25 protein-coding genes are annotated in these 25,075 nt (G+C 33.2%); 12 read left to right on the top strand and 13 right to left on the bottom strand.

Translation table 11 applies throughout. From position 1 onward, the window contains the following. Positions 1–142: 142 nt before the first annotated feature. The 5 genes from OIU80_RS17665 to OIU80_RS17645 form a co-directional block, all read right to left on the bottom strand. Entirely contained in the window at positions 143–1,096 is a 954-nt protein-coding gene (locus OIU80_RS17665) for a heavy metal-binding domain-containing protein (protein ID WP_264288303.1), read from the bottom strand. A gap of 11 nt (positions 1,097–1,107) precedes the next feature. Beyond that, a complete protein-coding gene (locus OIU80_RS17660; protein ID WP_264288302.1) occupies positions 1,108–1,326 on the bottom strand; it encodes a heavy-metal-associated domain-containing protein in 219 nt (72 codons plus the stop codon). Positions 1,327–1,437: 111 nt separating this feature from the next. Further along, entirely contained in the window at positions 1,438–3,561 is a 2,124-nt protein-coding gene (locus tag OIU80_RS17655) for a heavy metal translocating P-type ATPase (RefSeq protein ID WP_264288301.1), read from the bottom strand. Between the two features lie 38 nt (positions 3,562–3,599). Beyond that, a complete protein-coding gene (locus tag OIU80_RS17650) occupies positions 3,600–4,046 on the bottom strand; it encodes a Fur family transcriptional regulator (RefSeq protein WP_264288300.1) in 447 nt (148 codons plus the stop codon). Positions 4,047–4,228: 182 nt separating this feature from the next. Continuing rightward, positions 4,229–4,798: a DUF2652 domain-containing protein gene (locus tag OIU80_RS17645; protein WP_264288299.1), complete on the bottom strand. Its 570-nt coding sequence runs from the start codon at positions 4,796–4,798 to the stop codon at positions 4,229–4,231. Positions 4,799–5,218: 420 nt separating this feature from the next. Between OIU80_RS17645 and OIU80_RS17640 the strand changes: the two genes are divergently transcribed. From OIU80_RS17640 to OIU80_RS17585, 12 genes are all read left to right on the top strand, one after another. Next, positions 5,219–5,782: a helix-turn-helix domain-containing protein gene (locus OIU80_RS17640; protein ID WP_264288298.1), complete on the top strand. Its 564-nt coding sequence runs from the start codon at positions 5,219–5,221 to the stop codon at positions 5,780–5,782. Between the two features lie 88 nt (positions 5,783–5,870). After that, entirely contained in the window at positions 5,871–8,288 is a 2,418-nt protein-coding gene (locus tag OIU80_RS17635) for a heavy metal translocating P-type ATPase (protein ID WP_264288297.1), read from the top strand. Between the two features lie 151 nt (positions 8,289–8,439). After that, complete coding sequence (locus tag OIU80_RS17630) at positions 8,440–9,036, top strand: helix-turn-helix domain-containing protein (protein ID WP_264288296.1); 597 nt, start codon at positions 8,440–8,442, stop codon at positions 9,034–9,036. A gap of 304 nt (positions 9,037–9,340) precedes the next feature. Then, a complete protein-coding gene (locus OIU80_RS17625) occupies positions 9,341–10,408 on the top strand; it encodes an efflux RND transporter periplasmic adaptor subunit (protein WP_264288295.1) in 1,068 nt (355 codons plus the stop codon). A gap of 22 nt (positions 10,409–10,430) precedes the next feature. Then, complete coding sequence (locus OIU80_RS17620; RefSeq protein WP_264288294.1) at positions 10,431–13,532, top strand: efflux RND transporter permease subunit; 3,102 nt, start codon at positions 10,431–10,433, stop codon at positions 13,530–13,532. A gap of 24 nt (positions 13,533–13,556) precedes the next feature. Further along, positions 13,557–14,903: a TolC family protein gene (locus OIU80_RS17615; protein WP_264288293.1), complete on the top strand. Its 1,347-nt coding sequence runs from the start codon at positions 13,557–13,559 to the stop codon at positions 14,901–14,903. A 151-nt stretch (positions 14,904–15,054) separates the two neighbouring features. Then, a complete protein-coding gene (locus OIU80_RS17610; RefSeq protein ID WP_264288292.1) occupies positions 15,055–15,291 on the top strand; it encodes a heavy-metal-associated domain-containing protein in 237 nt (78 codons plus the stop codon). 301 nt (positions 15,292–15,592) lie between these two features. Then, positions 15,593–16,003, top strand: a complete 411-nt coding sequence (locus tag OIU80_RS17605) for a 5-fold beta-flower protein (protein ID WP_264288291.1) — start codon at positions 15,593–15,595, stop codon at positions 16,001–16,003. A gap of 375 nt (positions 16,004–16,378) precedes the next feature. After that, positions 16,379–17,785 carry an NADP-dependent phosphogluconate dehydrogenase gene (gene gndA / locus OIU80_RS17600; protein WP_264288290.1) on the top strand — a complete coding sequence of 469 codons (1,407 nt, stop codon included), beginning with the start codon at positions 16,379–16,381 and terminating at the stop codon, positions 17,783–17,785. Positions 17,786–17,805: 20 nt separating this feature from the next. After that, the gene (gene zwf, locus OIU80_RS17595) at positions 17,806–19,314 is read left to right on the top strand and encodes a glucose-6-phosphate dehydrogenase (RefSeq protein ID WP_264288289.1); all 1,509 of its coding nucleotides are present in this window, start codon (positions 17,806–17,808) and stop codon (positions 19,312–19,314) included. 11 nt (positions 19,315–19,325) lie between these two features. Then, the gene (gene pgl, locus OIU80_RS17590) at positions 19,326–20,045 is read left to right on the top strand and encodes a 6-phosphogluconolactonase (RefSeq protein ID WP_264288288.1); all 720 of its coding nucleotides are present in this window, start codon (positions 19,326–19,328) and stop codon (positions 20,043–20,045) included. A gap of 412 nt (positions 20,046–20,457) precedes the next feature. Then, positions 20,458–21,099, top strand: coding sequence for a GNAT family N-acetyltransferase (locus OIU80_RS17585; RefSeq protein WP_264288287.1), 642 nt, complete (start codon positions 20,458–20,460; stop codon positions 21,097–21,099). Between the two features lie 149 nt (positions 21,100–21,248). Here OIU80_RS17585 and OIU80_RS17580 read toward each other — a convergent pair whose 3' ends face one another. The 8 genes from OIU80_RS17580 to OIU80_RS17545 form a co-directional block, all read right to left on the bottom strand. Further along, positions 21,249–21,845 carry a suppressor of fused domain protein gene (locus tag OIU80_RS17580; RefSeq protein ID WP_264288286.1) on the bottom strand — a complete coding sequence of 199 codons (597 nt, stop codon included), beginning with the start codon at positions 21,843–21,845 and terminating at the stop codon, positions 21,249–21,251. Between the two features lie 60 nt (positions 21,846–21,905). Then, complete coding sequence (locus OIU80_RS17575) at positions 21,906–22,292, bottom strand: hypothetical protein (protein WP_264288285.1); 387 nt, start codon at positions 22,290–22,292, stop codon at positions 21,906–21,908. 5 nt (positions 22,293–22,297) lie between these two features. Further along, positions 22,298–22,573 carry a zincin-like metallopeptidase toxin domain-containing protein gene (locus tag OIU80_RS17570; protein ID WP_264288284.1) on the bottom strand — a complete coding sequence of 92 codons (276 nt, stop codon included), beginning with the start codon at positions 22,571–22,573 and terminating at the stop codon, positions 22,298–22,300. A gap of 18 nt (positions 22,574–22,591) precedes the next feature. After that, positions 22,592–23,044: a hypothetical protein gene (locus OIU80_RS17565; protein ID WP_264288283.1), complete on the bottom strand. Its 453-nt coding sequence runs from the start codon at positions 23,042–23,044 to the stop codon at positions 22,592–22,594. A gap of 100 nt (positions 23,045–23,144) precedes the next feature. Further along, on the bottom strand, positions 23,145–23,426 hold the full coding sequence (locus tag OIU80_RS17560; RefSeq protein WP_264288282.1) for a hypothetical protein: 282 nt from the start codon (positions 23,424–23,426) through the stop codon (positions 23,145–23,147). Positions 23,427–23,701: 275 nt separating this feature from the next. Beyond that, the gene (locus OIU80_RS17555; protein WP_264288281.1) at positions 23,702–24,091 is read right to left on the bottom strand and encodes a hypothetical protein; all 390 of its coding nucleotides are present in this window, start codon (positions 24,089–24,091) and stop codon (positions 23,702–23,704) included. A gap of 7 nt (positions 24,092–24,098) precedes the next feature. Then, positions 24,099–24,521, bottom strand: a complete 423-nt coding sequence (locus OIU80_RS17550) for an Imm30 family immunity protein (RefSeq protein ID WP_264288280.1) — start codon at positions 24,519–24,521, stop codon at positions 24,099–24,101. A gap of 99 nt (positions 24,522–24,620) precedes the next feature. After that, positions 24,621–25,064 carry an SMI1/KNR4 family protein gene (locus OIU80_RS17545; protein WP_264288279.1) on the bottom strand — a complete coding sequence of 148 codons (444 nt, stop codon included), beginning with the start codon at positions 25,062–25,064 and terminating at the stop codon, positions 24,621–24,623. Between the last annotated feature and the right edge of the window lie 11 nt (positions 25,065–25,075).

The following is a 25,075-nucleotide window of genomic DNA, read 5'->3' as shown; positions in this document are numbered from 1 at the left end:
ACCTCTTTGTATGTTTTATTCAGACCTTTTGTAGTTAAATAAAACTTCTTTGTAATCCGAATTCTAATAATTAAATCTCCGTTTACAAACGACATTAAACATAACTCACTAAATATCAAGATAGTAATTAATCATATCATTACTAATGGTTGTCATGATTATGATGGTTATCACTTGCTGACTTCGTTCCTTCTAACACATTCACAGTAAAATCAGCTGTATGAACTATACCATCTATTTTAAACTGTACCCACATTCTATACAAACCTGCTTTTTTAACTTGTGTCTCAGCATAAATAGGGAAATTTTTATCTGATATTGGATGGATATGAAGAAAGTCTTTTGTCTCTTTGGCAATCATTACAATATGTGCACTTGCTCCTAGATACGGCTGAATATCTTTCTCTTCTAGTTTCTTACCATCTCTTTCAACTGTAAACTTTAATAGTTGCCCTATCTCAGTCTTCAAATCGTTTCCATTTGTAAGCGTAACAGTATAATTATCAACTTTAGAAACAAGCTTTTCGGCTGCCGTTTTTGATACTTTTAAAGGAGTTCCTTTTACATCAGCTTCTAGCATTTTTACTTTACCCGAAGTACCATTTGGTTTATAATCTACAAATAGAAGATATTTTCCTCCTGCTGGAAATGTTTCCGAAATAGTAAATGTTCCATCTGTTTGTTCTTCTGGATGAATATGATTAAACCATGTTAATTCTTCATTCATAATTAACAGGTGTAGTTTCATTTCGTGCACCACATCCATTGCTACATTTTTACCTCCCTCTGTAATTGAAATAGAAAGTTTTGCAGGTTTCCCTGCCTCAATTACCTCAGGATTACTAGATAACTTAACTTCAAAATCCTTTGCTTTCTCTGTTGCTATCGGTTCCAATTCCATTCCACATTTTGAGCATTTTTCGCCTTTTTTTCCCGTTACCTCAGGATGCATCGGACAAGTATAATTACTTTCTCCTTTTTCGTTCTGATGTGTACTCATATCTGTTGATTTTTGTTTGTTCCCAGAATTATTACAAGCTGATAACATTGTAATTGATGCAATTCCTGTGAGCAGTGTTTTTTTAAACTTATTCATATAATCTTCTATTATCTTATAGGTTCTGCATTAAAGCCTTTACTTTTGATGATAGCAACTATTTCGTCTTCTGTAATGCCTTCTGACTCAACTGTAAGTATTTTTTCGTTGCTATTAGTGTCCACATTCCATTGGCCGATACCTTGAGTATTATCCAAATCAGATTTTACTTTCGCTACACATCCACCACAATTTAGGGTCGTTTTGAATTGAATATTTTTCTTTTCCATATTTATTGCTGTTTTTATTATTATTTGATATCGCAAATTTATGTTGATCTCCTTTCAATTCGTTTACAATATTCCTTGTTTGATTTGTGATATTTACTGATTAAGCTTCCTTTAAAACTTCATTCTTTGTATTCGAACAGCATTCAAAATAGCCAATAATGCAACACCTACATCGGCAAATACAGCTTCCCACATAGTAGCAAGTCCGCCTGCTCCAAGTACTAGTACAACTGCTTTTATAGAAAATGCTAATATGATATTTTGCCAAACTATTTTTTTGGTTTGCTTACCTATATTTATTGCCATCGGTATTTTTGACGGCATATCGTCTTGTATTACTACATCGGCAGTTTCAATAGCGGCATCACTTCCCAGACCTCCCATTGCAATACCGGCATCACTTAAAGCAATAACTGGAGCATCATTTACTCCATCACCTACAAATGCTACACTACCGTTACGCGTCTTTATTTCTTTTACCTTATTAACTTTGTCTTCAGGAAGCAAATCTCCGTAAGCATTATCTATTCCTAATTGTTTTGCGACATAATTTACAACGGCACTTTTATCGCCACTCAGCATTGTGACTTTTATATTCATACTGTGTAATTTATCTATAGCAATTTTCGCATCTGCTTTAATACTATCTGAGATTGTAAGATAACCAGCAAATTTTTTATCGTAAGAAATAGCAATTACTGTATATACAATATTGGCTGTATCAACATCATAGCTAATATTAAATTTATCAAGCAATTTAAAATTACCAACTAGTAATTCCTTTCCATTTACTGATGATTTTAGTCCATATCCAGCTATTTCCTCAGTTTCTGATAAACTAATGGTACTGTCAACTTCTCCCACATAATTATGAATAGCAGAAGCTACTGGATGCGTACTCTGACTTTCTAGTGCATTAACCATTTTAAGGATTTGATCTTTGTCAAATTCAGGTTTTATTATCACTTCCTGAACTTTAAAAACACCCTCTGTCATTGTTCCTGTTTTATCAATTACCACATTTTGAACATTGGCAAGAATATCCAAGAAATTAGAACCTTTAAACAAGATACCATTATAACTTGCTGCCCCAATTCCTCCAAAATATCCCAAAGGAATAGAGATTACTAACGCACACGGACAAGAAATAACTAAAAATACCAATGCTCTATACAACCACTCACTAAACACATAATTGTCAACAAAAAGAGCAGGTAACAACGTAATGGCTATTGAAAGTAACACTATAATTGGCGTATATACCTTGGCAAACTTACGAATGAATAATTCTGTAGGTGCTTTTTGAGTAGTTGCATCCTGTACCAACTCTAATATTTTACTTAACTTACTATCCGAATAAGCAACGGTTACCTTTACCTGACTTACCGTATTGAGATTAATCATACCTGCCAATACCATTTCTCCTTTTGCTTTCGTATCAGGTTTACTTTCTCCAGTAAGTGCTGCGGTGTTGTATGACGCAGTTTCTGAAATGAGTTCTCCGTCGAGTCCTAATTTTTCTCCAGGTTTTAACTGAATAATATCTCCTATTTTTGCATCTTCTGCTTTTATAACCACGAGCTTACCTCTTTCTAGTATGGTAACCTCATCTGGACGTTGATCCAGTAAAGCTTTGATATTTCCTTTAGCACGTGATACTGCAAGTGTTTGAAATACCTCTCCTACTGCATAAAATAACATAACAGCAACAGCTTCGGGATATTCGCCTATAGCAAAAGCCCCCATCGTAGCGATAACCATAAGAAAAAACTCTGAAAAGAAATCTTTATAACGAATACTTTCTATAGCTTCTTTTATTACTGGTAATCCAACCGGAATATAAGCCACTACATACCACACTACTCTTACCCAGTTAGTAAACCAATCTTGTGGAAAATAATTATCTAATCCTATACCAGTGAGCAATAAAACTAATGAAATGGCAGATGGTAAGAATAACTGAAATGCCGTTTTACCTTCGAGATCGTGACTGTGGTCATGATCATGTCCGTGACTATGGTCGTGACTATGATTATGATCGTGCTTATGATTATGCTTGTGTTTCTCTTCCTGCTTTTTTTTGTCCTTCAAGAGTAGTTCTCCTTCTGCTCCATCATAAATCCCCTCAGTTCTTAAACAACACAATTGGCTCCCCTGACTATCATACTTATGCTGATGTTCCTCTTTTTTTTGAGGTTTTAAATAAACATCAGTACTACAACATTGCTTTGACATATCTAATTATTTTTTAATTCTATGTCAAAATTATCACTCTATTTTGGGAACCTGGTTGCAAATGCAGGATGGCTTTTTTTGGAACAATTTTCACAAATTCCTTTCATTACAAAATTGACACTCTCTAATAAGAATTTTTCAGGAAGTTGAATTGGTGGTATAGAAATGCTTTCAAGACAATAAGTATTATGACAATGGTTGCAATTAAAATGAACATGCAACTCTCCAAGCGTACACATACAGGATTCCATGCAAATTGAATATTTCATAGAACCAGAGCCATCATCAATAGTATGGATAAGCAAATTTTCATGAAACAAACTCAAAGTTCTGAAAATGGTTGATTTATTAACGGTTTCTAATTCCGTTTCAAGATCAGTTAGGCTAAACGCTTTTTTAAATTCAGTCATCGTCTTGAATATTAATAACCGTACTGATGTTGGTTTTATATTCCTGTTCAATAACTTTTTTTCTAAGTCTTTCATCTTTTATACTTTACTTACACTTCTATAACAAACTTAGAAAAAAACAAACACAAAAAATCACTATTATCAATGTCTTAAACATTTTTATAAAACAGAAGTAAAAGTTTTTGTATTCTATTTTGAATTCAGAATGCTACAATTATTCATTATATCATAAATACGAAATTAGGCAATCTAGCCAATCACAAATAATGAATATAACCGATTTCTGGCAGGTACATACAGTTCTCACAATTATCATATTCTAAAGTTGATTGAGCTGGTTGTTCAAAATTGGCTTTTAAAAATGCATCTGAGAATAAAGCATACGGCGGAAATTTGGCAATATGATTTTTGAGCATTTTGTGAGCTTCTACAACTGGCGCTCCATATAGTTTTTCAAACCTTCCAATTTTATATTTGGTAAAAGCTCCATAGTGCACAATAATTTTCAATGATAAAGGAATTTTTATATCAAGCTGTAAGGAAAGCTTGGCTACTTCTTTTTTAAAGTTATCGTACATTACTTCTATCTGAGTTATTGTATCATCAAAGGAAGGTATTTTGCGGTATTTATAAAACAATATAGCATCTCCTTCAATTTCAGAAACTTCTAGGTTAAGATTATTACTATTTATTATTGACTTCAGAAGATTTTCAGTTATATATTTTCCGATAAACATATTGGTATTTATAACAAAGTTTGTAAAACCAGATATATCAGGGATTATGACAATTCCTTTTTCATATTGAGCAGCATGTTCTTGTATCATATTTATTCCTGATTAATAGATAAAATTTGGTTAGGTTTCAGTAATCTAATTTTATTTAGATATTTAATTCCCACTAACTCCTTTATCTTTTCATGTAGTTTGATGGGTTTGTCAAATAATATATCAAATCCATTTTCCTGTTTTTTTTTGTACAAACTTAAGTATAGCATCGGGCTGCACTATAGTGTTATTCCTTGTTTGATTTATAACATTTACTGATTGATTGTGGCTGTAAATAGTGCGAAAAAAACTAATTCATCATTTATCAACTCTCTAATTTAGATTATTATTTATAAGTCAATATATATTTACAGTCTTAAACATTTTACCCAGTTAGTCATTTATAATGAATAGTAAATTGAATTTTAATAGTAAGTTTGCCTATATATTTACAATATAAAATTTTATCAAATAAGGAATATGAATACATTATTCGTCAAAAACATGGTTTGTAACCGCTGTATAATGGTAGTTCAAGATGAACTTGAAAAGCTTGGTTTGGAGTTTACCAATATTAAGTTGGGAGAAGTTACTCTTACAAAGGAACTAACCTCCGACGAAAGAAATTCACTGGAAAGTGTGCTGGTTCCTTTGGGCTTTGAAGTAATTGATGATAAAAAAAGTAGAATCATCGAAAAAATAAAAAATACTATCATCGATTTGGTACACCATCAGGACAATGATTCAAAAAACAATTTATCTGATATATTGAGTAAAGAACTCAACCATGATTACAATTATCTTTCTAACCTATTTTCTGAAGTAGAAGGCACTACAATAGAAAAATATTTTATTGCTCAAAAGATTGAGAAAATAAAAGAGCTTTTAGTTTATGATGAATTATCCTTAAGTGAAATCGCAGATCGTTTGAACTATTCGAGCGTTGCTTATCTTAGTAATCAATTTAAAAAAGTTACTGGATTAACTCCTAGCCATTTTAAACAGATTCGTGAAGACAGAAGAAAACCATTGGATAAGGTATAAGTAAATATTACAAATCAAACCCATAATTCCGCAATAGAATCCTTAGCTATTGTCGCCAACTTTGCAATTAAAATACAACAAGCAAAATATGACGACAAATAAAAATAAGGAAACAATTTATATTCCTTTAGCAGATGTAGAAAGTGAGCACTGTGCATTAATCATAAAAAAGGGTTTGGCACAGGTTAAAGGTGTCGAAACCTATGAAATAGAAATAAATAACCGTAGAGCAGCCATTACTGTTACTAACAATGAAACTGTTGGTAATGCAGTTAAAGCTATTAAAGACCTCGGTTATGGTGTACCAACAGTTAAAAATACTTTTCCCGTTCTTGGAATGACCTGTGCGTCTTGCGCAGGCAGCGCAGAAAATATCGTGAAATTTGAATCTGGAGTTGTTGATGCTTCTGTAAATTTTGCAACAGGAAATCTAACTGTAGAGTACCTTCCTAATATAACCGATTCTTCTAAGCTACAAAAAGCAGTTCAGGCTGTTGGTTACGATTTACTCATTGTAGACGAAACCAAGCAACAGGAATCTTTAGAAGTCATCCATGCAGAAAAATTCAAAAAGCTAAAAAACAAAACCATTTGGGCAGTAATACTGTCGCTACCTGTTGTGGTAATTGGTATGTTCTTTATGGATATGCCTTATGGCAACGAAATCATGTGGTTCTTTTCAACTCCTGTCGTTCTTTGGCTGGGTAAAGACTTTTTCATAAACGCATGGAAGCAAACAAAACACCGCTCTGCCAATATGGATACGTTAGTAGCTTTGAGTACAGGAATTGCTTATCTATTTAGCGTATTTAATATGCTGTTTATGGATTTCTGGCATCAGCGCGGATTACACGCCCACGTTTATTTTGAAGCAGCAGCCGTAGTTATCACATTCATTCTATTAGGAAAATTGTTAGAAGAAAAAGCTAAAGGTAATACCTCATCAGCTATTAAAAAGCTTATGGGCTTACAGCCAAAAACTGTAATAGTTATACAAGCCGACGGAACTGAAAAACAAATAGCTATTGAAGATGTGAGTGTTGGAGCTATTATTTTGGTAAAACCAGGTGAAAAAATTGCCGTAGATGGAATGGTTACTTCTGGCAATTCATATGTTGATGAAAGTATGTTGAGCGGTGAACCTGTTCCCGTATTGAAAAAAGAGCATGAAAAAGTGTTTGCCGGAACTATAAATCAAAAAGGAAGCTTTCAATTTAAAGCAGTTAAAGTAGGTAAAGAAACCATGCTTGCTCAGATTATAAAGATGGTACAAGATGCTCAGGGAAGTAAAGCACCTGTTCAAAAATTAGTAGATAAGATTGCAGGAATTTTTGTCCCGATTGTGATTAGTATCGCCATTTTAACCTTTATTACTTGGTTATTACTAGGAGGAGAAAATGCTGTAGCACAAGCATTAATGGCTGCCGTGACCGTATTGGTTATTGCGTGTCCTTGCGCATTGGGCCTTGCTACACCTACAGCAATAATGGTTGGTGTGGGTAAAGGTGCTGAAAACGGTATCTTGATTAAAGACGCTGAAAGTTTAGAACTGGCAAGAAAAGTGACCGCTATTGTCTTGGATAAAACTGGAACCATTACCGAAGGCAGACCTCAAGTTACTGGAGTTAAATGGCTTGATGATAAAGATGCAACAAAAGAAATTTTAATTAGCATTGAAAAACAATCCGAACACCCTTTGGCCGAAGCTGTAGTCAAAAAATTTGATGGTATAAATACTGTGGTTTTATCTGATTTTGATAGTATCACTGGTAAAGGAGCCAAAGCGGTTTACATGGGGCAAACTTATTTTGTAGGTAATAAAAAATTGTTAGAAGAGAATAATATTACTATTGCCAATCAATTATTGAATCAAGCAGATGAATGGGGCAAAGAATCAAAAACCGTAATATGGTTTACCGATAGTAAACAGGCGCTATCTGTTATTGCAATTTCTGATAAGATCAAAGAAACATCTGTTGAAGCTATCAAACAAATGCAAGATATGGGTATTGAACTCTATATGCTTACTGGAGACAACGAAGCGACTGCAAAAGCTATCGCGGGGCAAACTGGAATTAAGCATTATAAGGCGGAAGTATTGCCGCAGCATAAAGCCGATTTTGTAAAAGAATTGCAAAAGCAGGGTAAAACAGTGGCGATGGTAGGCGATGGTATTAATGATAGTACCGCACTAGCAACAGCAGACGTAAGTATTGCAATGGGCAAAGGAAGTGATATTGCTATGGACGTAGCTAAAATGACCATTATTTCATCTGACCTGACAAAAATACCGCAAGCTATACGCCTATCTAAACAAACTGTAGCAACAATCAAGCAAAATCTGTTCTGGGCTTTTATCTATAATCTTATCGGTATTCCTCTTGCAGCTGGTATATTATATCCAATTAATGGATTTTTATTGAACCCAATGATAGCTGGTGCTGCAATGGCTTTGAGTAGCGTAAGTGTGGTTAGTAATAGTTTGCGTTTGAAGTGGAAAAAATAACACAACAATCCAAAGCTGTTTAAAACTCTTATTTGTATCATCAAAAATCTAACAAAATGAAAAATCTAACAACCAATAACCTCAATATACAGCATACTCATTTTCAATTAAAAGCAAGCAATACGACTTTAGAACTAAACAGTTGGATGCGATGGAAAAAACCTTAAAACTACTAATCAAAGGAATGGTATGCAACAGGTGCATTTATGTTCTGTCAGAAGAATTTGCAAAACTTGGTCTTGAAGTTTCCGAAATTAGCCTAGGTGAAGTAATTCTAAAAGAAACTGGTAAAAAAATTGAAGAACAAGTTATCAGAGCAATGTTGAAAAAAAACGGATTCGAACTATTATATAGCAAGAATCAAAAAATCATCAATCTAATTAAAAACATTGTCGAAAAAGGGATTCAAGAACAATTAGATACAGCGGAGCCAGTTAAGTTTTCAACGCTTATTAGCAACGAATTACACAAAGACTACGATTCATTGAGTTTTCTCTTTTCAACTTCTGAAGGATACACCTTAGAAAAATTTATCATTTCAAAAAAGATAGAAAAAGTAAAAGAGCTTTTAGTTTATACCGATCAATCGATGACAGAAATTACTAGTTCTTTAGGGTATAACAACCCAGCACATTTATCGAATCAATTAAAAAAATATACTGGTTTTACTTCTTCTTATTATAAACAAATAAGACGCGATAAGATGAATATTGTACAAAATCAATTTCGTAAAAATAATAGTTCATAAAACTCTTGATGCAACTTTATTAACTAAAGTGTTCAATACCATTTTGAGTAAAATTAGCTTATGAAACCCCTGTTCATTTAATTAGGAACAGGGGTTTCCTTTTTCATGAATTTAATACTGCAATGCTGTATTTAAAACCACCAATTAACAGCAAATTTAAACAAATTCACTACCTCAAATTTATTCCTAAACAAAAGTAAATTTCATAACTCTTAGCGGTAATTGTGCAGGAAGCACGCTGGCATTTGTATGTAATTTTGGCAATGAAATTTAATTGTTTAATGAATCATTAAAATATAAAACCATGTCATATAATAAATACATTACCAGAAGGTCTGGAATTTTAATTCCTTTGTTGAGCATCTTATTAATTGCTTGTCAAAACAAAGAACAAAAGTCCTCCAAAGCAACTTCATCAACCAATGCAGTTCCTAAATTACCTGTAGATGTAGTCATCGCAAATGAACAGGAACTCAATCAGGAAGAAGCTGTAGTGGGAACAATGCTCCCCTATCGTGAAGTTTCTATTATGAGTGAGTTACCTCAAAAAATTACCAAGGTTGCTTTTAAAGATGGTAGTTATGTTAATCAAGGAGCTGTACTTTACACTTTAAACAATGCAGATATTAGATCCCGACTAAAACAGATTGGTGCCGAATTAAAATTGGCTCGATTAGATAAAGACAGATTGGGTAATCTATTAAAAACCGAAACTGTAAGACAACAAGAATATGACGAAGGCTTAATGCGCTTACATTCTCTAGAAGCACAAGAAGAGTTGCTTCATGTAGAATTAGCTAAGACAGTAATTAAAGCGCCTTTTTCTGGCAAAATTGGTATTTCTAAAGTGTACGAAGGTGCATATGTATCACCAAGCATGGAGCTTGTAACGCTTCAAGATCAAAATAGGGTTAAAATAAACTTCTCGGTCCCTGAAAGATATCTATCATTAATACGAATAGGTAGTCAGATAAAATTTAACACTGAACTATCTGACCAACAGTATTCGGCAACCATTTCGGCAACTGAGCCAGGACTTGATACAAGCAGAAGTTTACAGGTACAAGCCATATCTAATAATACTAACGGACAATTCCGGGCTGGTTTGTCTGCCAAAGTTTATTTTCCCATTACTACTAAGGGTTCAAGTAGCGTAATGATACCTACTGAAGCACTAATACCTAGTGAAAAAGGCTATACAGTTTTTGTAATAAAAAATGGCTTGGCTAAACCTATTGCAATAACAATAACCAACAGAACAGAAACAGACGCAATCATCACATCAGGAATAAAAACTGGCGACAGTATTATTATTTCGAATACGTTACGCCTTGGCGACGGTACTGCTGTAAAAGCCGTTACGTCTAAATAATCTATTTTAATTTGTAAAGTTTATGAGTATATCATCTTTAAGTATAAAAAAACCAGTTTTGGCTGGAGTATTTTCCGTCCTTATTGTCATTTTAGGCATCATTGGATGGAAAGAATTAGGCATCCGTGAGTTTCCATTAACAGAACCTCCTGTAATATCAGTGGTTACTTTCTATCCTGGTGCAAGCCCAGATGTAATTGCATCTAAGCTGACTAAACCAATGGAAGAGTCAATTGCGGAAGCAAACGGAATTCGAACCATTTCTTCTGAATCTAGAGAACAAGTGAGTGTGATTTCTATAGAATTTAACCGAGATATAGACATCGAAGATGCGTTAAATGATGTTCGGGATAAGGTTGCCAAATCTCGAAATCAACTACCATCTGATGTTGATCCTCCAATTGTCGAAAAATCTTCCTCACCAGATAACCTTGTGGCTTTCCTTGAAGTAGAAAGCGATACCAAAGATATAAAAGAGGTCAGTCATCTGGCATCTACCATTATCAAAGACAGGATGCAATCTATTCCCGGTATTAGCCAAGTAGCCGTTGTAGGCGAACATAAGTACGCTATGCGCCTTCGATTTGAGCCAGTAAAGCTTGCTGCCTATCAGCTCACTGCCGAAGACATTCGTAAGGCATTACTAAGAGAAAATATCGATCTCCCTTCTGGGCGAATAGAGGGCAATAACAGTGAACTAAGTATCCGTACATTAGGTCGTCTTACCACGATAAAAGATTTTGAAGAAATGCCCATCAAGCAAGTCGGAAATACCTTAATCCGCTTGAAAGATATAGGTTCTGCCGAATTAGGAGAAGTAAACGAACGAACCGCTATTATCAACGAAACAGGAAACCTAAATCGTATTGGAGTTGGGGTAGCAATCCAGATCCAGCGAGGTGCCAATGCTATTGCTGTAGTAGATGAATTCTATAAACGACTTGAAATATTACGTAAGGAAGTTCCAACTGATTACCGACTAATAGTAGGCTTTGACTATACGCGCCCGGTACGGGAATCTATTAAAGAGGTCGAAGAAACTTTATTTATTGCCTTCGGTCTGGTAGTACTGATTATCTTTTTATTCTTGAGAGACTGGAGATCCACAATTATTCCAGTGTTGGCTATTCCAGTATCTATACTTTCAGCATTTTTCATCATGTATATCGCAGGATTTTCTATCAATGTATTAACCCTTTTGGGATTAGTACTCGCCATAGGGCTGGTAGTAGATGATGCCATAGTTGTACTTGAAAACATTTATAAAAAAATAGAAGAAGGAATGACGCCCATACAAGCGGCATTCAAAGGCTCAAAAGAGATTTATTTTGCGGTTATTTCAACAACCATTACACTGGCAGCTGTATTCCTTCCGATTGTTTTTATGGGTGGCATCAGTGGACAACTCTTTAAGGAGTTTGCTGTTGTGGTATCGGGCTCTGTACTTGTATCCGCTTTTGTCGCACTAACGCTTACGCCAATGTTGGGTGCTTATTTTTTAAAGAAGAAAGAAAAACCAGGATGGTTCTACGAAGTAACCGAACCTTTTTTCGTCCGTATGAACAATGGATATGCCCGTTTGCTTATTACATTTATGAAATTCAGATGGCTAGCTTGGGTATTTTTAGCAGGTACAGCCTCTCTTATTTATTTTGTTGGAAAAGAAATTCCATCAGAGCTTGCTCCCGTAGAAGATCGTTCTAATATGAACCTCATTGCCGTTGCACCCGAAGGAGTTTCTTTTGATTACATGAAAAAACACATGACTGAAGTTGGTAAATATGTGAACGACTCTACCGAAGGATTGTATCAGACCTATTCGATGGTAGCCATTTCATTTATCCCCGCACCTGCTGCTGTTAATATAGCTGTACAAAGTATTTATCTCAAAGACCCAAAAGAAAGAAAAACAACTATACAAGATTTGTATAACCAATATGGAGCCGCTTCCGGAAAATTTAGGGGATTTTTATTGTTTCCGTATCTACCTCCAACTATTGGTACCCGTTATGGTGGTGGAATGCCAGTACAATATGTGTTGCAGGCACAAAGCCTAGACAGTCTAACAGCCGTACTCCCAAAATTTCTGGCAGCTGCACGCCAAAGTAAGAAGCTTATGTTTGTTGATACCGATCTTAAAATTAATAAACCTGAAGTAAAAATAAACATCGACCGCCAGAAAGCTGCCTTAATGGGTGTATCGATACAAGAAGTTGCCCGTACATTACAGCTTTCATTTTCAGGACAGCGCTATGGATATTTTTTACGTAATGACCGCCAATATGAAGTAATTGGTCAGTTAAACAAAACCAATAGAAATGATATGAGTGACCTAAATGCCATTCATGTTCGCTCCTCAACAGGACAAATGATTCCTTTAAGTAATTTGGTAACAACTGAGGAAGCTGTAAGCCCTGCAGCAATTTATCGTTACGATCAATACATATCGGCTACTGTATCTGCAGCAACAGCCCCAGGAGTTAGCCTTGCTGAAGGAATAGAGGAAATTAAAAAAATAAAAAATGAGGTTTTAAATGAGAGCTTCAAAACTTCTTTGGCAGGTCAGTCTCGCGATTATCAAGAAAGCCAAGGTAATATCGGTTTCACCCTTATCCTTGCATTGGTACTTATTTACATGATTCTTGCAGCTCAGTTTGGAAGCCTTCGTGATCCACTAACCATTATGCTTACCGTGCCAATGGCAATTACTGGAGCCTTACTTAGCTTATACTGGTTTGGTCAGAGTTTAAATGTATTCAGTCAGATTGGTATTATCACATTGGTAGGATTGATTACTAAAAACGGGATACTTATTGTAGAATTTGCCAATCATTTAAAAGAATCTGGACTGTCAAAATACGATGCGGCTATACAAGCTGCAGAGCAACGCTTCCGCCCTATTTTAATGACATCATTGGCAATGATATTTGGAGCATTACCAATTGCACTTACAGTAAACAGTCGCCAGTCATTAGGCATTGTGATTGCGGGAGGATTGGTCTTTTCAGGAATACTTACACTGTTTATTATACCAGCTGTGTATTCTTATCTCTCAAGTACAAAACCTGAAAAAATTATTGTAGAAGAAGATAGTGACGATAGTGGGTCAACTACAAAATTATGATTCTAAATTCCAAAAAAGAAACAGATGAAAAAGAACATTTTATATATAATTATGTTACTGTTGCTAATAGGCAGCAGTAACCAATTACAGGCTCAAAAAAGGGAACTGTCCCTTACCGATGCATTAGAAATGGCAAAGCAGGGTAATAAAACCCTACAGGTACAAACCCTAGAAGAAATGCATTCACGAGAAAAAACCCGCGAAACAAAAGGGGGATTACTACCTAACATTTCGGCAAATGCAGCCTATTCTCACTACTTTGACAAACAACAAATTTTCCTACCCGGTTCATTTGCTGGTACGAATAAAGCAGTACAGGACGTAGCTGTTGGCGGAAGAAATACCTATAACGGATTCCTTTCATTAAACCAACCCATTTATGCACCCGGTATTCATCGCCTTACAAAAGCAGCAGTAATCAATGAAAAAATTGAAAATGAAAAGACTGCTAAACTAAAAAGTCAAGTGGCACTTCAGGTTTCTACTAAATATTTTGATATACTGATGATGAATCAACAGCTTAATTTACTGAAACAAAGCCTACAGCGAAATATCAAAGCGCTAAATGACTCCAGATCATTATTTGCACAAGGTAGAGGTCTAAAGGCTGATACTTTAAGAAGTTTTATTGCTGTAGAAAATCTAAAATCTTCAGCTTCTTATTTAAATAACAATATAGACGTATCTAGTATTGAGCTCAAAAGACTCATTGGAATGGAAGATCCTGATGAAATAAAACTAAGTGACAACCTTGACTTTGATCATAAAACAAATCAAAGTGAGTTTTACAACGTTGATGAAGCATTAAAAATTGCCGAAACAAACCGAAATGATGTAAATATTCAGGAACTAACGATTAATTTTCAGCAAAAAAAACTACAAGCAGCCAAAGCTGAGCTATTACCTCAGCTGTCATTAATAGGGCAATATCAGTTACAGGCGCAGGCAGATAATATGAATTTAGACAATTATACATGGCCAAGAACCTCTTTCTTAGGTTTGCAGCTTAGTGTACCTATTTTTAATGGCAATCGTAACAACTCTCTAATTAATCAAGAAAATATAAGGGTCCAGCAAGAAAAAATTCGCTTAATCGATTTGAAAGATGGAATTAAAACAGAGCTAGCAATTATTATAAGCAAATGGAAAGAAGCTATAACGCAATTAGATATACATCAAACAACGGTAAAATCAGCAGAGTTAAATTACCAGATGATGGAAGATCGTTTCAAAAATGGGCTAGGTTCAAGACTTGAACTAACAGATGCAGAATTAGCATTAACACAGTCAAAAATAAATTACCTGAATGCCGTTTATAACCTGCGAGTACTCCACGTTGAACTGCAACATGCTCTTGGACTTTTAAAATAATTCAGCCATTATAATTGGCTAAAGCCTCACTTAGTGCAAATAAAAACATTACAGTAAATATTACAAATAAAACAGAGAATAGCGCAATAAAATATAGTGCTGATTGCCCAACTTTGCCCTAATCAATTAACAAATAATTTTTTATAATAAAATGGAAAACAATAATCAAAACCTACATTTCAAGACAAACATTAATTGCAGTTCATGTGTAACAAAAGTAACTCCTTTTCTTGATGATGCTGAGGGTATTTGCCATTGGGACGTCGATACTACTGGCAGAGACAAAGTACTTACTGTAAAATCAGAGGGAATTACTGAACAGGAAATTATAGAAACGGTACTGAAAGCAGGTTTTAAAATAGAGCCATATGCCCTAAAAGTAGAATAGATATTCTTAAAAATATAGTACTAGATTGTATTGAATAACTCCCCCATTTATATATAAAGTCCTCAGTGTTTACTGGGGACTTTATTTTTTATATCAGAAAGTTACAATAACCAAATAATAAATAAAGTACCAATAAATACTTTACACATCAAAATGTATATATTTATGTTAGTTGATATTACTACATTCTTTTAATAGTCATTTGAGTTTATCGAACATAAAGCATGGCTTTTAAAAAGGTATAAAAATTGTACAAGCTTACAATAAAAAACCTCATCATTAAAACCTTAAAACATACAAAATGAAAAAATTACTGTTTATTATTTTAGTACTAGGAAGTATTTCAATTGCACAAGCCCAAACCATAGAATCAGGAAACCACAGCACAGTTGGCTATATTAAAACAGATGGTACTATTGAGAACAGAAATCATTCTACAGTAGGTTATATCAAAAATAATGGCACTATTGAAAACCGCAATCACAGCACAATCGGATATATAAAAAGTAATGGAACTATCGAAAACAGTAACCATTCTACTGTAGGCTACGTAAAAAGCAACGGAACGGTGGAGAATAGCAATCATTCAACTATTGGCTATATTAAAAATGACGGAACTGTCGAAAACAGCAACCATAGCACAATTGGCTATGCAAGAGGTGTGAGCAAAGAATGGGCAGCTGTAGTTTATTTCTTTTTCAACTTTGATTAAAACCTACTAATTTGTCAGAACAAAAAGTCCAATTGATACGTTTAAATTCAATTAACATAAACTACATAAGTAACATCTAAATAGCTGTTCTAAAATAACAATGCCATTTAATATTCTTATTTTTTAGCTTTTTAAATCCCTATCGATAAGTACGATTCTTAAATGCGGCTGAGCCAATACAATAGATCAACTAGTTTATTCTATAGTATTCCAACCTTTTTATTTAACTTAGCGCAACCGTTTTTGGATGACAAAAAACTGTCATCCAAATAGAATTCGGACTTTTGTAACGCATTAAAAAAACAGCATAACTACTCATTATTTCAATGCATTACAAATAAAAACTCACTAATAACTTAGTTAATTTAAAAAACTATGAACACATTTGATTTTGGCATTGTCGGACTCGGCGTAATGGGTCGTAACCTACTTTTAAACATTGCCAGCCATAAATTTGCTGCAGCAGGTTTAGATTTAGATACAGAAAAAGTCAATTCTTTACAACAGGAGGCTGATTCAGAACATACATTAGAAGCAACAACTGACGTTAAACATTTTGTAGAACTTATCAAACGTCCAAGAGCAATTATGCTTTTGGTACCTGCTGGTAAACCTGTAGATAGTGCTATTCAAAGCCTTTTGCCACATCTGGATGAAGGAGATATTATAATAGATGGTGGTAATACTTACTTCACTGATACTGATAGACGATTCCTTGAATTATCTGCTAAAGGAATTCATTTCTTTGGTATGGGGATTTCCGGAGGAGAACAAGGAGCCAGATTTGGTCCTAGTATGATGCCGGGAGGTGATAAAAAAGCTTACGAGAGACTTCGCCCTATATTTGAAGCTATAGCTGCCAAAGTAGATGGTGAACCATGTGTAGAATATTTAGGAAATGGTTCAGCAGGTAACTATGTAAAAATGGTTCACAACGGAATTGAGTACGGAATCATGCAACTTATTTCTGAAATTTATGACCTGATGAAACGCGGTTATAATCTGGATGAAGATACGATAGAAAAAACTTTTGAAGAATGGAATCAAACCGATCTTAAGTCGTTCTTAATCGAAATTACAGCTGCTATCCTTAAAGTAAAAGAGCCAAATGGAGTGAGATTGATTAACCTGATATCTGATTGGGCAAAATCTAAAGGAACAGGAAAATGGACTTCTCAAAATGCTATGGATCTGCAAGTACCAGTCCCTACCATTGATGCAGCAGTTTTTATGCGTGATATGTCAAAAAGTAAGCCTGAAAGAATTGAGGCTGCTACTAAATTAGTTTGGAATGACAAACAAGCTACTGTAAACGCACCCGAAGCTATTAGTGCTCTAAAAGATGCATTATACTTTTCTATCCTAATTACTTATGCTCAAGGACTAGCACAGCTTAGAACTGCATCTAAGGAATATAACTATGAGTTAAATTTAGAAACTGTTACAAAAATTTGGCGTGGAGGTTGTATCATCCGTGCAGATGTTCTTGAAGATTTTAGAAAAGCATTTGCTAAAGATGCCAATCTGCCAAACATACTTTTAGATTCTGATATCGCAAAAAAATTCAATGAAACTCAAACTGGCATTAGAGAAGTTATTCAATTTGCTGTACAAAAAGGATTACCTGTGGCTGGGCTTATGAACTCATTAGCCTATTTTGATGCTTACAGATCCGAAAAACTTCCAACAAACCTAATTCAGGCACAGCGCGATTATTTTGGAGCACATACCTACGAACGTACTGATCTACCAGGCACTTTTCATACCCAATGGAATGATTAAGAAACTTTAAGTGAAAAACAATGAATAATGTTAAAAATACTGATCCAACTATAATTGTCATTTTTGGATCATCTGGTGACTTAGCAAAAAGAAAGCTTTTTCCAGCATTCCAAAATCTATTTCTCGATGGCCGTATGCCTGAAAAATTTCAGATTATTGCCTTAGGAAGAGCTGAGAAAAGCGATGAAGAATTTCACAGTTATGTAATAGAAAACTTAAATAGTTTTTCAAGAAAAGCAGCACTTTCTAACGAAGAAACTCAGAAATTCATTTCCCATATAACCTATTTGAGGCACGATATTGACAAGGAAGAATCATACCAAGAATTAGATTCGAAGTTAAATAGTATTGATCGAACTTTTGGTGCGCGTGCCAATAGACTTTTTTACCTTTCTATAGCTCCTTCATTTATAGCAACAATCTCTGGTAACATGAAAAAGTTACGTTTAGCAGCCAATGCCAAACAAGATCGTATCATTATCGAAAAACCTTTTGGCTATGATAAAAGCTCTGCGATTGATCTTAATGAAATGCTATCACAAACTTTTAAAGAAGAACAAATTTACCGTATTGATCATTATCTAGGTAAAGAAACGGTTCAGAATATACTTGCGTTTCGTTTTGGAAATTCTATGTTTGAGCCATTATGGAGTCGTAACTTCATTGATTTTGTTCAGATTACTGTAGCAGAAGAAGTGGGTGTTGAAGAACGCGGTGGTTTTTATGAAGGAGTTGGTGCTTTAAAAGATATGATACAAAATCATTTGCTGCAAATTTTATGTATGACTGCAATGGAAGCTCCTGCTTCATTAGGAGCAGATGACATACGAAACCGTAAAGCAGATGTACTAAAATCTATTCGACGCATAAAACCAGATGAGGTAAATCATTACACCGTTAGAGGTCAATATGATGAAGGCTTTATAAAAGACAAGCCTGTTCCTTCCTACCGAAATGATAAAGGGATAGCACCAGACTCGAATACAGAAACCTATGTGGCAATGAAAATTTATCTTGATAACTGGAGATGGCAGGGTGTTCCTTTTTATTTGCGTACAGGAAAAAGAATGCAAGAAAAACAATCTTCTATTATCATCCAATTTAAACCTGTACCCCATTCCTCATTTTCATATGACAATCAAGGAATGACACCTAACAGGCTTATCATAAATATTCAACCTGCAATGGATATTAAGTTACAGTTTATGACTAAAAAACCGGGCTTATCTCTTTCTTTACAACCTGCAGAAATGATTTTTGATTATTTTCAATGTTCTACAATGTCACCAGAGGCTTATGAAACACTACTCTCTGATGCTTTAGCAGGAGATCCTACTCTATTTATGCGTTGGGATCAGGTTGAACAGGCATGGGATGCAATTGATACAATTCAGGAAGTATGGAAAAATAATGCACCAACTGATTTTCCTAATTATAAAGCTGGAAGCTGGGGACCTGAAGCTGCAGATGAATTACTTGCCCGCCAAGGACACGCTTGGGTTGCTAACACGCAAAATATTGTGAAATAAAAAAGTTTAAAATGATACAAGTATATAATACTATAGCAGGAATAAATAGTAAAGCTGCTGACCTTTTTGTAGCAGCTGCAAAAAAAGCAATACTCGAAAAAGGAAGCTTTACAGCCGTACTTACAGGAGGTTCATCTCCAGCAGGTATGTACAAACTATTAGCTTCTCCCGAATACAAAACCAAGATAGACTGGAATAAAGTTTATATATTTTGGGGTGATGAGCGCTGGGTACCTCTTGAAAACGATCTCAGTAATGCAAAAATGTCTTTTGATACCCTTTTAAGTCATGTACCAATCCCTGAGAACAATGTATTCCCGATGTATAAAGATGGGGTTTCGCCCGAAGATTATGCAGTTGAATATGAGCAATCTATTAGAACTGTTTTAGGTGCTGACGGAAAATTTGATCTTATTTTGCTAGGTCTTGGAGACGACGGACATACTGCCTCTCTTTTTCCAGGTGAAGCAGTGCTTCAGGAACAAACAAAATGGGTAGCAGCCTACCGATTAGAATCACAAAATATGCATCGTATTACTTTAACTGCTCCTTTAATAAATAAAGCAGAGAAGATAATCGTAGTTGCTTTTGGTCAAAAAAAGACTCATGCACTGAAAGAAGTATTATACGGAGATTATAATCCTAATACCTACCCAATGCAGTTAATTAAACCAGTTTCGGGTGAATTATTATTTTTAGTAGATAATAGTGCTGCTGGGCTAAACGCCTAACGGGAAACTGAAGCTATTTTGTAAAAAAAATAGAATTAGATAGTATATTTTTTAAAATTTACTTCATAAAAAAAGTGGCAGTTTCATAAGTGTGAAACTGCCACTTTTTATTTTTATATAGATCTTAATTAAGAGTATAATCGCCTACATAATAAAAGACAATCATAAAGCTTCTTGATAATACGATAAATACCTAGACAGATAGGATATGTTTGTCCTCCTAAAACAGCTCTTTGACTTTCTTTTCAAACAAAAGCAAACCCCTGAAGTACGGACAATTGTTTTCCGAATTATTTTTTTTCCAATACTATTGTGGCTCTCTTACAACTACTAATTTAAATGAAATATGCGTATCAATCTAATATATAATTTTTACCTTACCTTCCGTTTACAACATTAACTTCATAGTGCGATGAAAAAAAGTGTTCCTCTTAATATTCTAGAAAAATGGCTAAAAGGTTGGGCTTTATCAAGAGAATTACCTTTGCCTCTTAAATATAAATCTGGTTATATGATAGATGTAGGTTACGAAAATCAGAAAAAACGCTATGTTTTTTCTGAACCTAATGATGATTATATTCAATTATCAAAATCTATTGACCAACCTTGGATCTATTTAAAGGTTTGTACTTCTGCTGACGAATTAAAAGATATATTACCAAAAAAATGGGTGATTCAGCCTCAAGCTTATATGATGTCGGCTTATAATCAAATGAGTTTTCCTAGTGGTTGTTTAAGTGATTATTATAAACTTGAATTTGAGAACTACAATACTACCTTTGTCGTTCGAATTGTTACCAAAGATGGCGAGCTGGCTTCTATAGGCCGAGTTGTTCTTGTTGATGATTTTGCTGTTTATGATAGAATCTCAACCGAAGCTAATCATAGAAGAAATGGTCTTGCTACTTTCCTGATGAAAGAACTTGAAAAAATTGCATTAGCCAATGACGTTCATAACAATTTTCTTGTTGCTACAGAAGAAGGCAAATCACTATATCAATCTTTAGGATGGGAAATTTATAGCCTTTATACATCTGCTGTTATCCTTGAATAAAATAACAAGAATTGATTGCTCTTATTTTATTTTGTTAAAAGAGACTTAGACTAAGTTTATTTTACAAATTTTTAAGTTCTAAAACTAAAAAAGGTAACACAGAGATTAAATATCATTGAAGCTAATACTCTTTCCTTTATAGAAAAAAACTAAGTAAGAAACTCTACCGAATTTCTTTCTATATCAAAAACATCTACATTCTTTGATTGAAATAAAGCTATTAAAGCTTTTGCTCCATTTTTATTTTTATATTCTAATTCATTATCTGATATTGGAATTGCAAATAAAAAATGTACTTGCTTGGAATCTAATTTTAATGGAACTAATTTATCTTCCCAAAGAAAAGGAGCATTAAACATAATGTGTTTCATCTCTTTTTTAGGGTAATATAAATCAATGATATTCTTATAAACATCATTAGGCTGACAAGACCATTTATCTTTAATAATATAAAAACAACAAGTAGATAAAATATTAGCAATTTTATCAAATTTAGAATATCCACTTATTAAAATTTCAATCGGAATGTTTATTACCTCATCATTTTTAATTTCAATTTTATTAGGATAATCTGAGACTCCAATTGATGAGTAAAATCTAACATTTTTATTAATGGGATCTACTAAACTTAAAATATCTATAGATTTCTCCTTACTGTCATCCCAATATGGATAAACATGGGGTTCAAATCCTATTGAACCAGCAACAAACTTGGCAATCTTGATATTATCCTGAGACACTTCCATGAGTAAGAATTTATTTGCAAAATTAAAATACGAATATATAAAAAATTATAGAAAACCATATTACCTTCTAATCAAAACAGACCAATCTCCTTTGGGTTTATCTGATTTTGGGTTTTCTTTAGGCAAAGTATTTTTTTTATTAAATTCTTCTTCATCAAAATCTTCCCATTCTTTTCTTAAGGCTTCATCTTCTATTTGAACTCCTAGGTGGGGGTTAATACCATGTCCATTCATGGTTTGTATTACCACCCCAGTATCGTCAGAAATCATGTAAAAAAAATTTTCAATTTCTCCAAATAGTTCGTATGACTGTGTAACAATCCAATAATTTTCTCCTTTCCCAATTTTAGGATAAAATTTAAAATCTGTAACTTCACCTCCTTTTAGATGAAATTTTTCTTTAAATATATTAATCTTGTCTATTAATTGTATCTTGCTTAATTTCATAGTTTTTATTTTAAAATGTATAGCCCAGTATTCAAATCTGTAGCTGGCCAATGACCATTTTCGATAGATTTAATATATGCTTCTGCATGATTAATTTGCTTTTCTGTTAAAATTTCTTTGTTTTTCATTAATTCATCTCTAACATATTGTTCTTTTTCTAATCGAGTTTGTTTATTATATGCTTCGTCTCCTAATTGATTGTGCTGTTTAGCATGATGACTTTGATGAGTATGTGCATCAATAAAATCACTACCTAAAAAACAAATTAATAAAATTAACACACTATTACTAATTAGCTATTATAGAAATTGGTAATAAATAATCTCTTTTTTATCTACAATTCTTCCTGTAATTTTATCAATGGAACACCCCCAATACCCTGGTACGTAGCCTTCTTCTTGTAATTTGTAATCATCAGCAATAAAAGTATACCACATAGGATTATTAGGAGCATCTTTTAAATCTCCATATCTTTTAATTTCTTTATTTTTTACCATTATATACTCTTCTTCCGCTATTTTCCTTGCTTCAAAATAATCGATCTTTGGTTCTTTATATTCAATAGGAACTATTAATGATGATATATTTTTTTTACTTAATACATTTTTTAATTCTTTTGCTTTTTTCAAGTCTAATTTTGATTCTAAAAAAGAATTATTACTCAGTTTTTCTTGTTTTATCTCATAAATATCTAATGAATTTTGGTCAAGAGTATTGATTGCGTTTATAATATATAAGTCATATGTTTCCATAAATTTTATTTTTTAATTATTACTGTTTTTCCAAGTCCTTCAAATCTTGCCCATGCACTATTGAATTCAGAAGTAGGTATCAAATAAGATGATCCCTGCCCTATAGGTAATGGGGCTCTCTAATAGTAACTTGTCCATTTTGAATACCATCAACAATAACAGCATGAGGAACTCCTTCTGCAGTTTTAACACTAACAATCGCTTTATCTCCGTCATTTAAAGCTGTTTCAAGTTGAGTTATATCCATACCTGCTTTTTGTCCTTCTATATTATCAATTCCTAATTTCCTTAAAGCTTCTGGTATATTAAATATATTACTGCCTGCATACGGATCATAATTCATAGCTTCTGCAATATCAGAAATAGGTTTTTCTATCCCCATATTCTTTCCAAAATTCCATCAATTCTGACGGCAATATTTTCGAATACTTTTTAATAGTTAAATCGGTTGGTTTTTCTTCTATTTTATAGTCTGGGTATTTATTAAAAAATTCTATAAACATTTTTATTATTCTTCAGCTATTTCCATTGCCTGTAATTCTGTGTACTTCATAATTAATTTAACCCGTTGGTGTAATTTAATATATTATTATGAATCTAAGTTTCGACTATTACCTGAAGAATCTTCAAATAAACAGAAGAAATTAAATCTAGACACTATGGTAATTTACTAGGAGAATATACTCCAAAGTAGTAATCATCAATATATACATCATCTAGATTTATTTCTAAAAGACTAATTATACATAAAATTTCAGAAAAATTGGTTTGATTCTCCAATATAAAACTGATTTCAAAATATAGATTATCCGTTTTTATTTTTCCAATTTTCCATTTTTTATTTTCTATTTTCTTTATCCATGTATTGTAATCCATTAGATACTCATTTTTCCATAAATCATCTTCGGTTAAATTTTTTAATTTAAATATAAACCAAGCAGGTATAGAAAAATTATTTTCAAAAGAATTAATTACTTCAACTATTTTAGTTTGGACTTCATTGTCTATATTATTAATTTTAAGTATAGATATCTTGTTATTTTCCATTAACTTTTTATTTTAATAAATCCAGTATAATTTTGCCTTTATTTTCAAATTTATCAGGGTTTCTATTAACTAAGTTTCTTGTTATCATTTGAATAATTACTTTATCACTAGTATTTATTCGTTTTAAATTGACCAATAAAATTTTAAATGATTCTTCATTATTTAAAAGTCTTAAAAAAAATGTTTCAGCCCAACCTTTCGCTTCAGGAAATAATGTTTTCAATAGTGGTAAAATAATTTGAATATGTTTTTCTAAACCCAATGATTTAGAGAAGTATTCTATAGCATGTAAATTAGAGTACATAATCTCAGTGTTTTTAGTATTATTATGAAATCCTTTTATAAGTAAATAAATTACATTGAAGTTATCTTCATTAAATACATTATTGACTGATTCTTCATATAATGCTACAGATTCATAAGTATCCATTAATCGATATTATCAATCAACTGTTTCTCTAATTCTTCTATTGTTTTCATTCTATATATTTGTTTAGTCCTTAAAAATCATCACCATCATTCACTTTAATTACAACTTCGTGTTTTTTAGCATTTCTAAAAACTCAGTAAACGTATCACATATAAAATAGGTATTTAGCTCGTCTGTTGATTCTTCAAAAAAATAAGAATGGTCATAATACCATATCCCGTCGCTTTCTCCATCAAATACTAATAATATCCACCCTCCTCCAGCATCTCCCCCAATTAATAAAGAGTTATCTAAGATATCATCTTCATATTCTTTATTTATTTTTATAATATTTGCTGCGTTTTTTTCTAAATCAACTCCATAAAAAAGCCCCATCATAATTTTTTGGCTAATATCATTTACATAGAAATATGCATCATCTACTTCTCCTCCATTATTATTAATTAAAAAAATCTTATAATCTTCTGGTAGATTAATTCCAAACTCTTCTTCTATTTTTTTGATATTTTCAATATTCCCTATACCGTAACTATTTATTTTCATAATAATTTGTG

The sequence above is a fragment of the Flavobacterium frigoritolerans genome (assembly GCF_025847275.1).
GTDB classification, from domain to species: domain Bacteria; phylum Bacteroidota; class Bacteroidia; order Flavobacteriales; family Flavobacteriaceae; genus Flavobacterium; species Flavobacterium frigoritolerans.
Note: the sequence above shows the minus strand (reverse complement) of the source record. Positions and strands in the feature narration are given on the sequence as shown.

Bases quoted from the DNA above. Each gene is read 5' to 3' on its own strand.
- zwf (WP_264288289.1), top strand. From the start codon at position 17,806: ATGAATAATGTTAAAAATACTGATCCAACTATAATTGTCATTTTTGGA.
- OIU80_RS17560 (WP_264288282.1), bottom strand. From the start codon at position 23,426: ATGGGGATAGAAAAACCTATTTCTGATATTGCAGAAGCTATGAATTAT.
- OIU80_RS17585 (WP_264288287.1), top strand. From the start codon at position 20,458: ATGAAAAAAAGTGTTCCTCTTAATATTCTAGAAAAATGGCTAAAAGGT.
- OIU80_RS17615 (WP_264288293.1), top strand. From the start codon at position 13,557: ATGAAAAAGAACATTTTATATATAATTATGTTACTGTTGCTAATAGGC.
- OIU80_RS17605 (WP_264288291.1), top strand. From the start codon at position 15,593: ATGAAAAAATTACTGTTTATTATTTTAGTACTAGGAAGTATTTCAATT.
- OIU80_RS17580 (WP_264288286.1), bottom strand. From the start codon at position 21,845: ATGGAAGTGTCTCAGGATAATATCAAGATTGCCAAGTTTGTTGCTGGT.
- OIU80_RS17640 (WP_264288298.1), top strand. From the start codon at position 5,219: ATGAATACATTATTCGTCAAAAACATGGTTTGTAACCGCTGTATAATG.
- OIU80_RS17550 (WP_264288280.1), bottom strand. From the start codon at position 24,521: ATGGATACTTATGAATCTGTAGCATTATATGAAGAATCAGTCAATAAT.
- OIU80_RS17665 (WP_264288303.1), bottom strand. From the start codon at position 1,096: ATGAATAAGTTTAAAAAAACACTGCTCACAGGAATTGCATCAATTACA.
- OIU80_RS17625 (WP_264288295.1), top strand. From the start codon at position 9,341: ATGTCATATAATAAATACATTACCAGAAGGTCTGGAATTTTAATTCCT.
- OIU80_RS17620 (WP_264288294.1), top strand. From the start codon at position 10,431: ATGAGTATATCATCTTTAAGTATAAAAAAACCAGTTTTGGCTGGAGTA.
- OIU80_RS17660 (WP_264288302.1), bottom strand. From the start codon at position 1,326: ATGGAAAAGAAAAATATTCAATTCAAAACGACCCTAAATTGTGGTGGA.
- OIU80_RS17655 (WP_264288301.1), bottom strand. From the start codon at position 3,561: ATGTCAAAGCAATGTTGTAGTACTGATGTTTATTTAAAACCTCAAAAA.
- pgl (WP_264288288.1), top strand. From the start codon at position 19,326: ATGATACAAGTATATAATACTATAGCAGGAATAAATAGTAAAGCTGCT.
- OIU80_RS17635 (WP_264288297.1), top strand. From the start codon at position 5,871: ATGACGACAAATAAAAATAAGGAAACAATTTATATTCCTTTAGCAGAT.
- OIU80_RS17575 (WP_264288285.1), bottom strand. From the start codon at position 22,292: ATGAAATTAAGCAAGATACAATTAATAGACAAGATTAATATATTTAAA.
- OIU80_RS17565 (WP_264288283.1), bottom strand. From the start codon at position 23,044: ATGGAAACATATGACTTATATATTATAAACGCAATCAATACTCTTGAC.
- OIU80_RS17645 (WP_264288299.1), bottom strand. From the start codon at position 4,798: ATGATACAAGAACATGCTGCTCAATATGAAAAAGGAATTGTCATAATC.
- OIU80_RS17610 (WP_264288292.1), top strand. From the start codon at position 15,055: ATGGAAAACAATAATCAAAACCTACATTTCAAGACAAACATTAATTGC.
- OIU80_RS17630 (WP_264288296.1), top strand. From the start codon at position 8,440: ATGGAAAAAACCTTAAAACTACTAATCAAAGGAATGGTATGCAACAGG.
- gndA (WP_264288290.1), top strand. From the start codon at position 16,379: ATGAACACATTTGATTTTGGCATTGTCGGACTCGGCGTAATGGGTCGT.
- OIU80_RS17555 (WP_264288281.1), bottom strand. From the start codon at position 24,091: ATGGAAAATAACAAGATATCTATACTTAAAATTAATAATATAGACAAT.
- OIU80_RS17545 (WP_264288279.1), bottom strand. From the start codon at position 25,064: ATGAAAATAAATAGTTACGGTATAGGGAATATTGAAAATATCAAAAAA.
- OIU80_RS17650 (WP_264288300.1), bottom strand. From the start codon at position 4,046: ATGAAAGACTTAGAAAAAAAGTTATTGAACAGGAATATAAAACCAACA.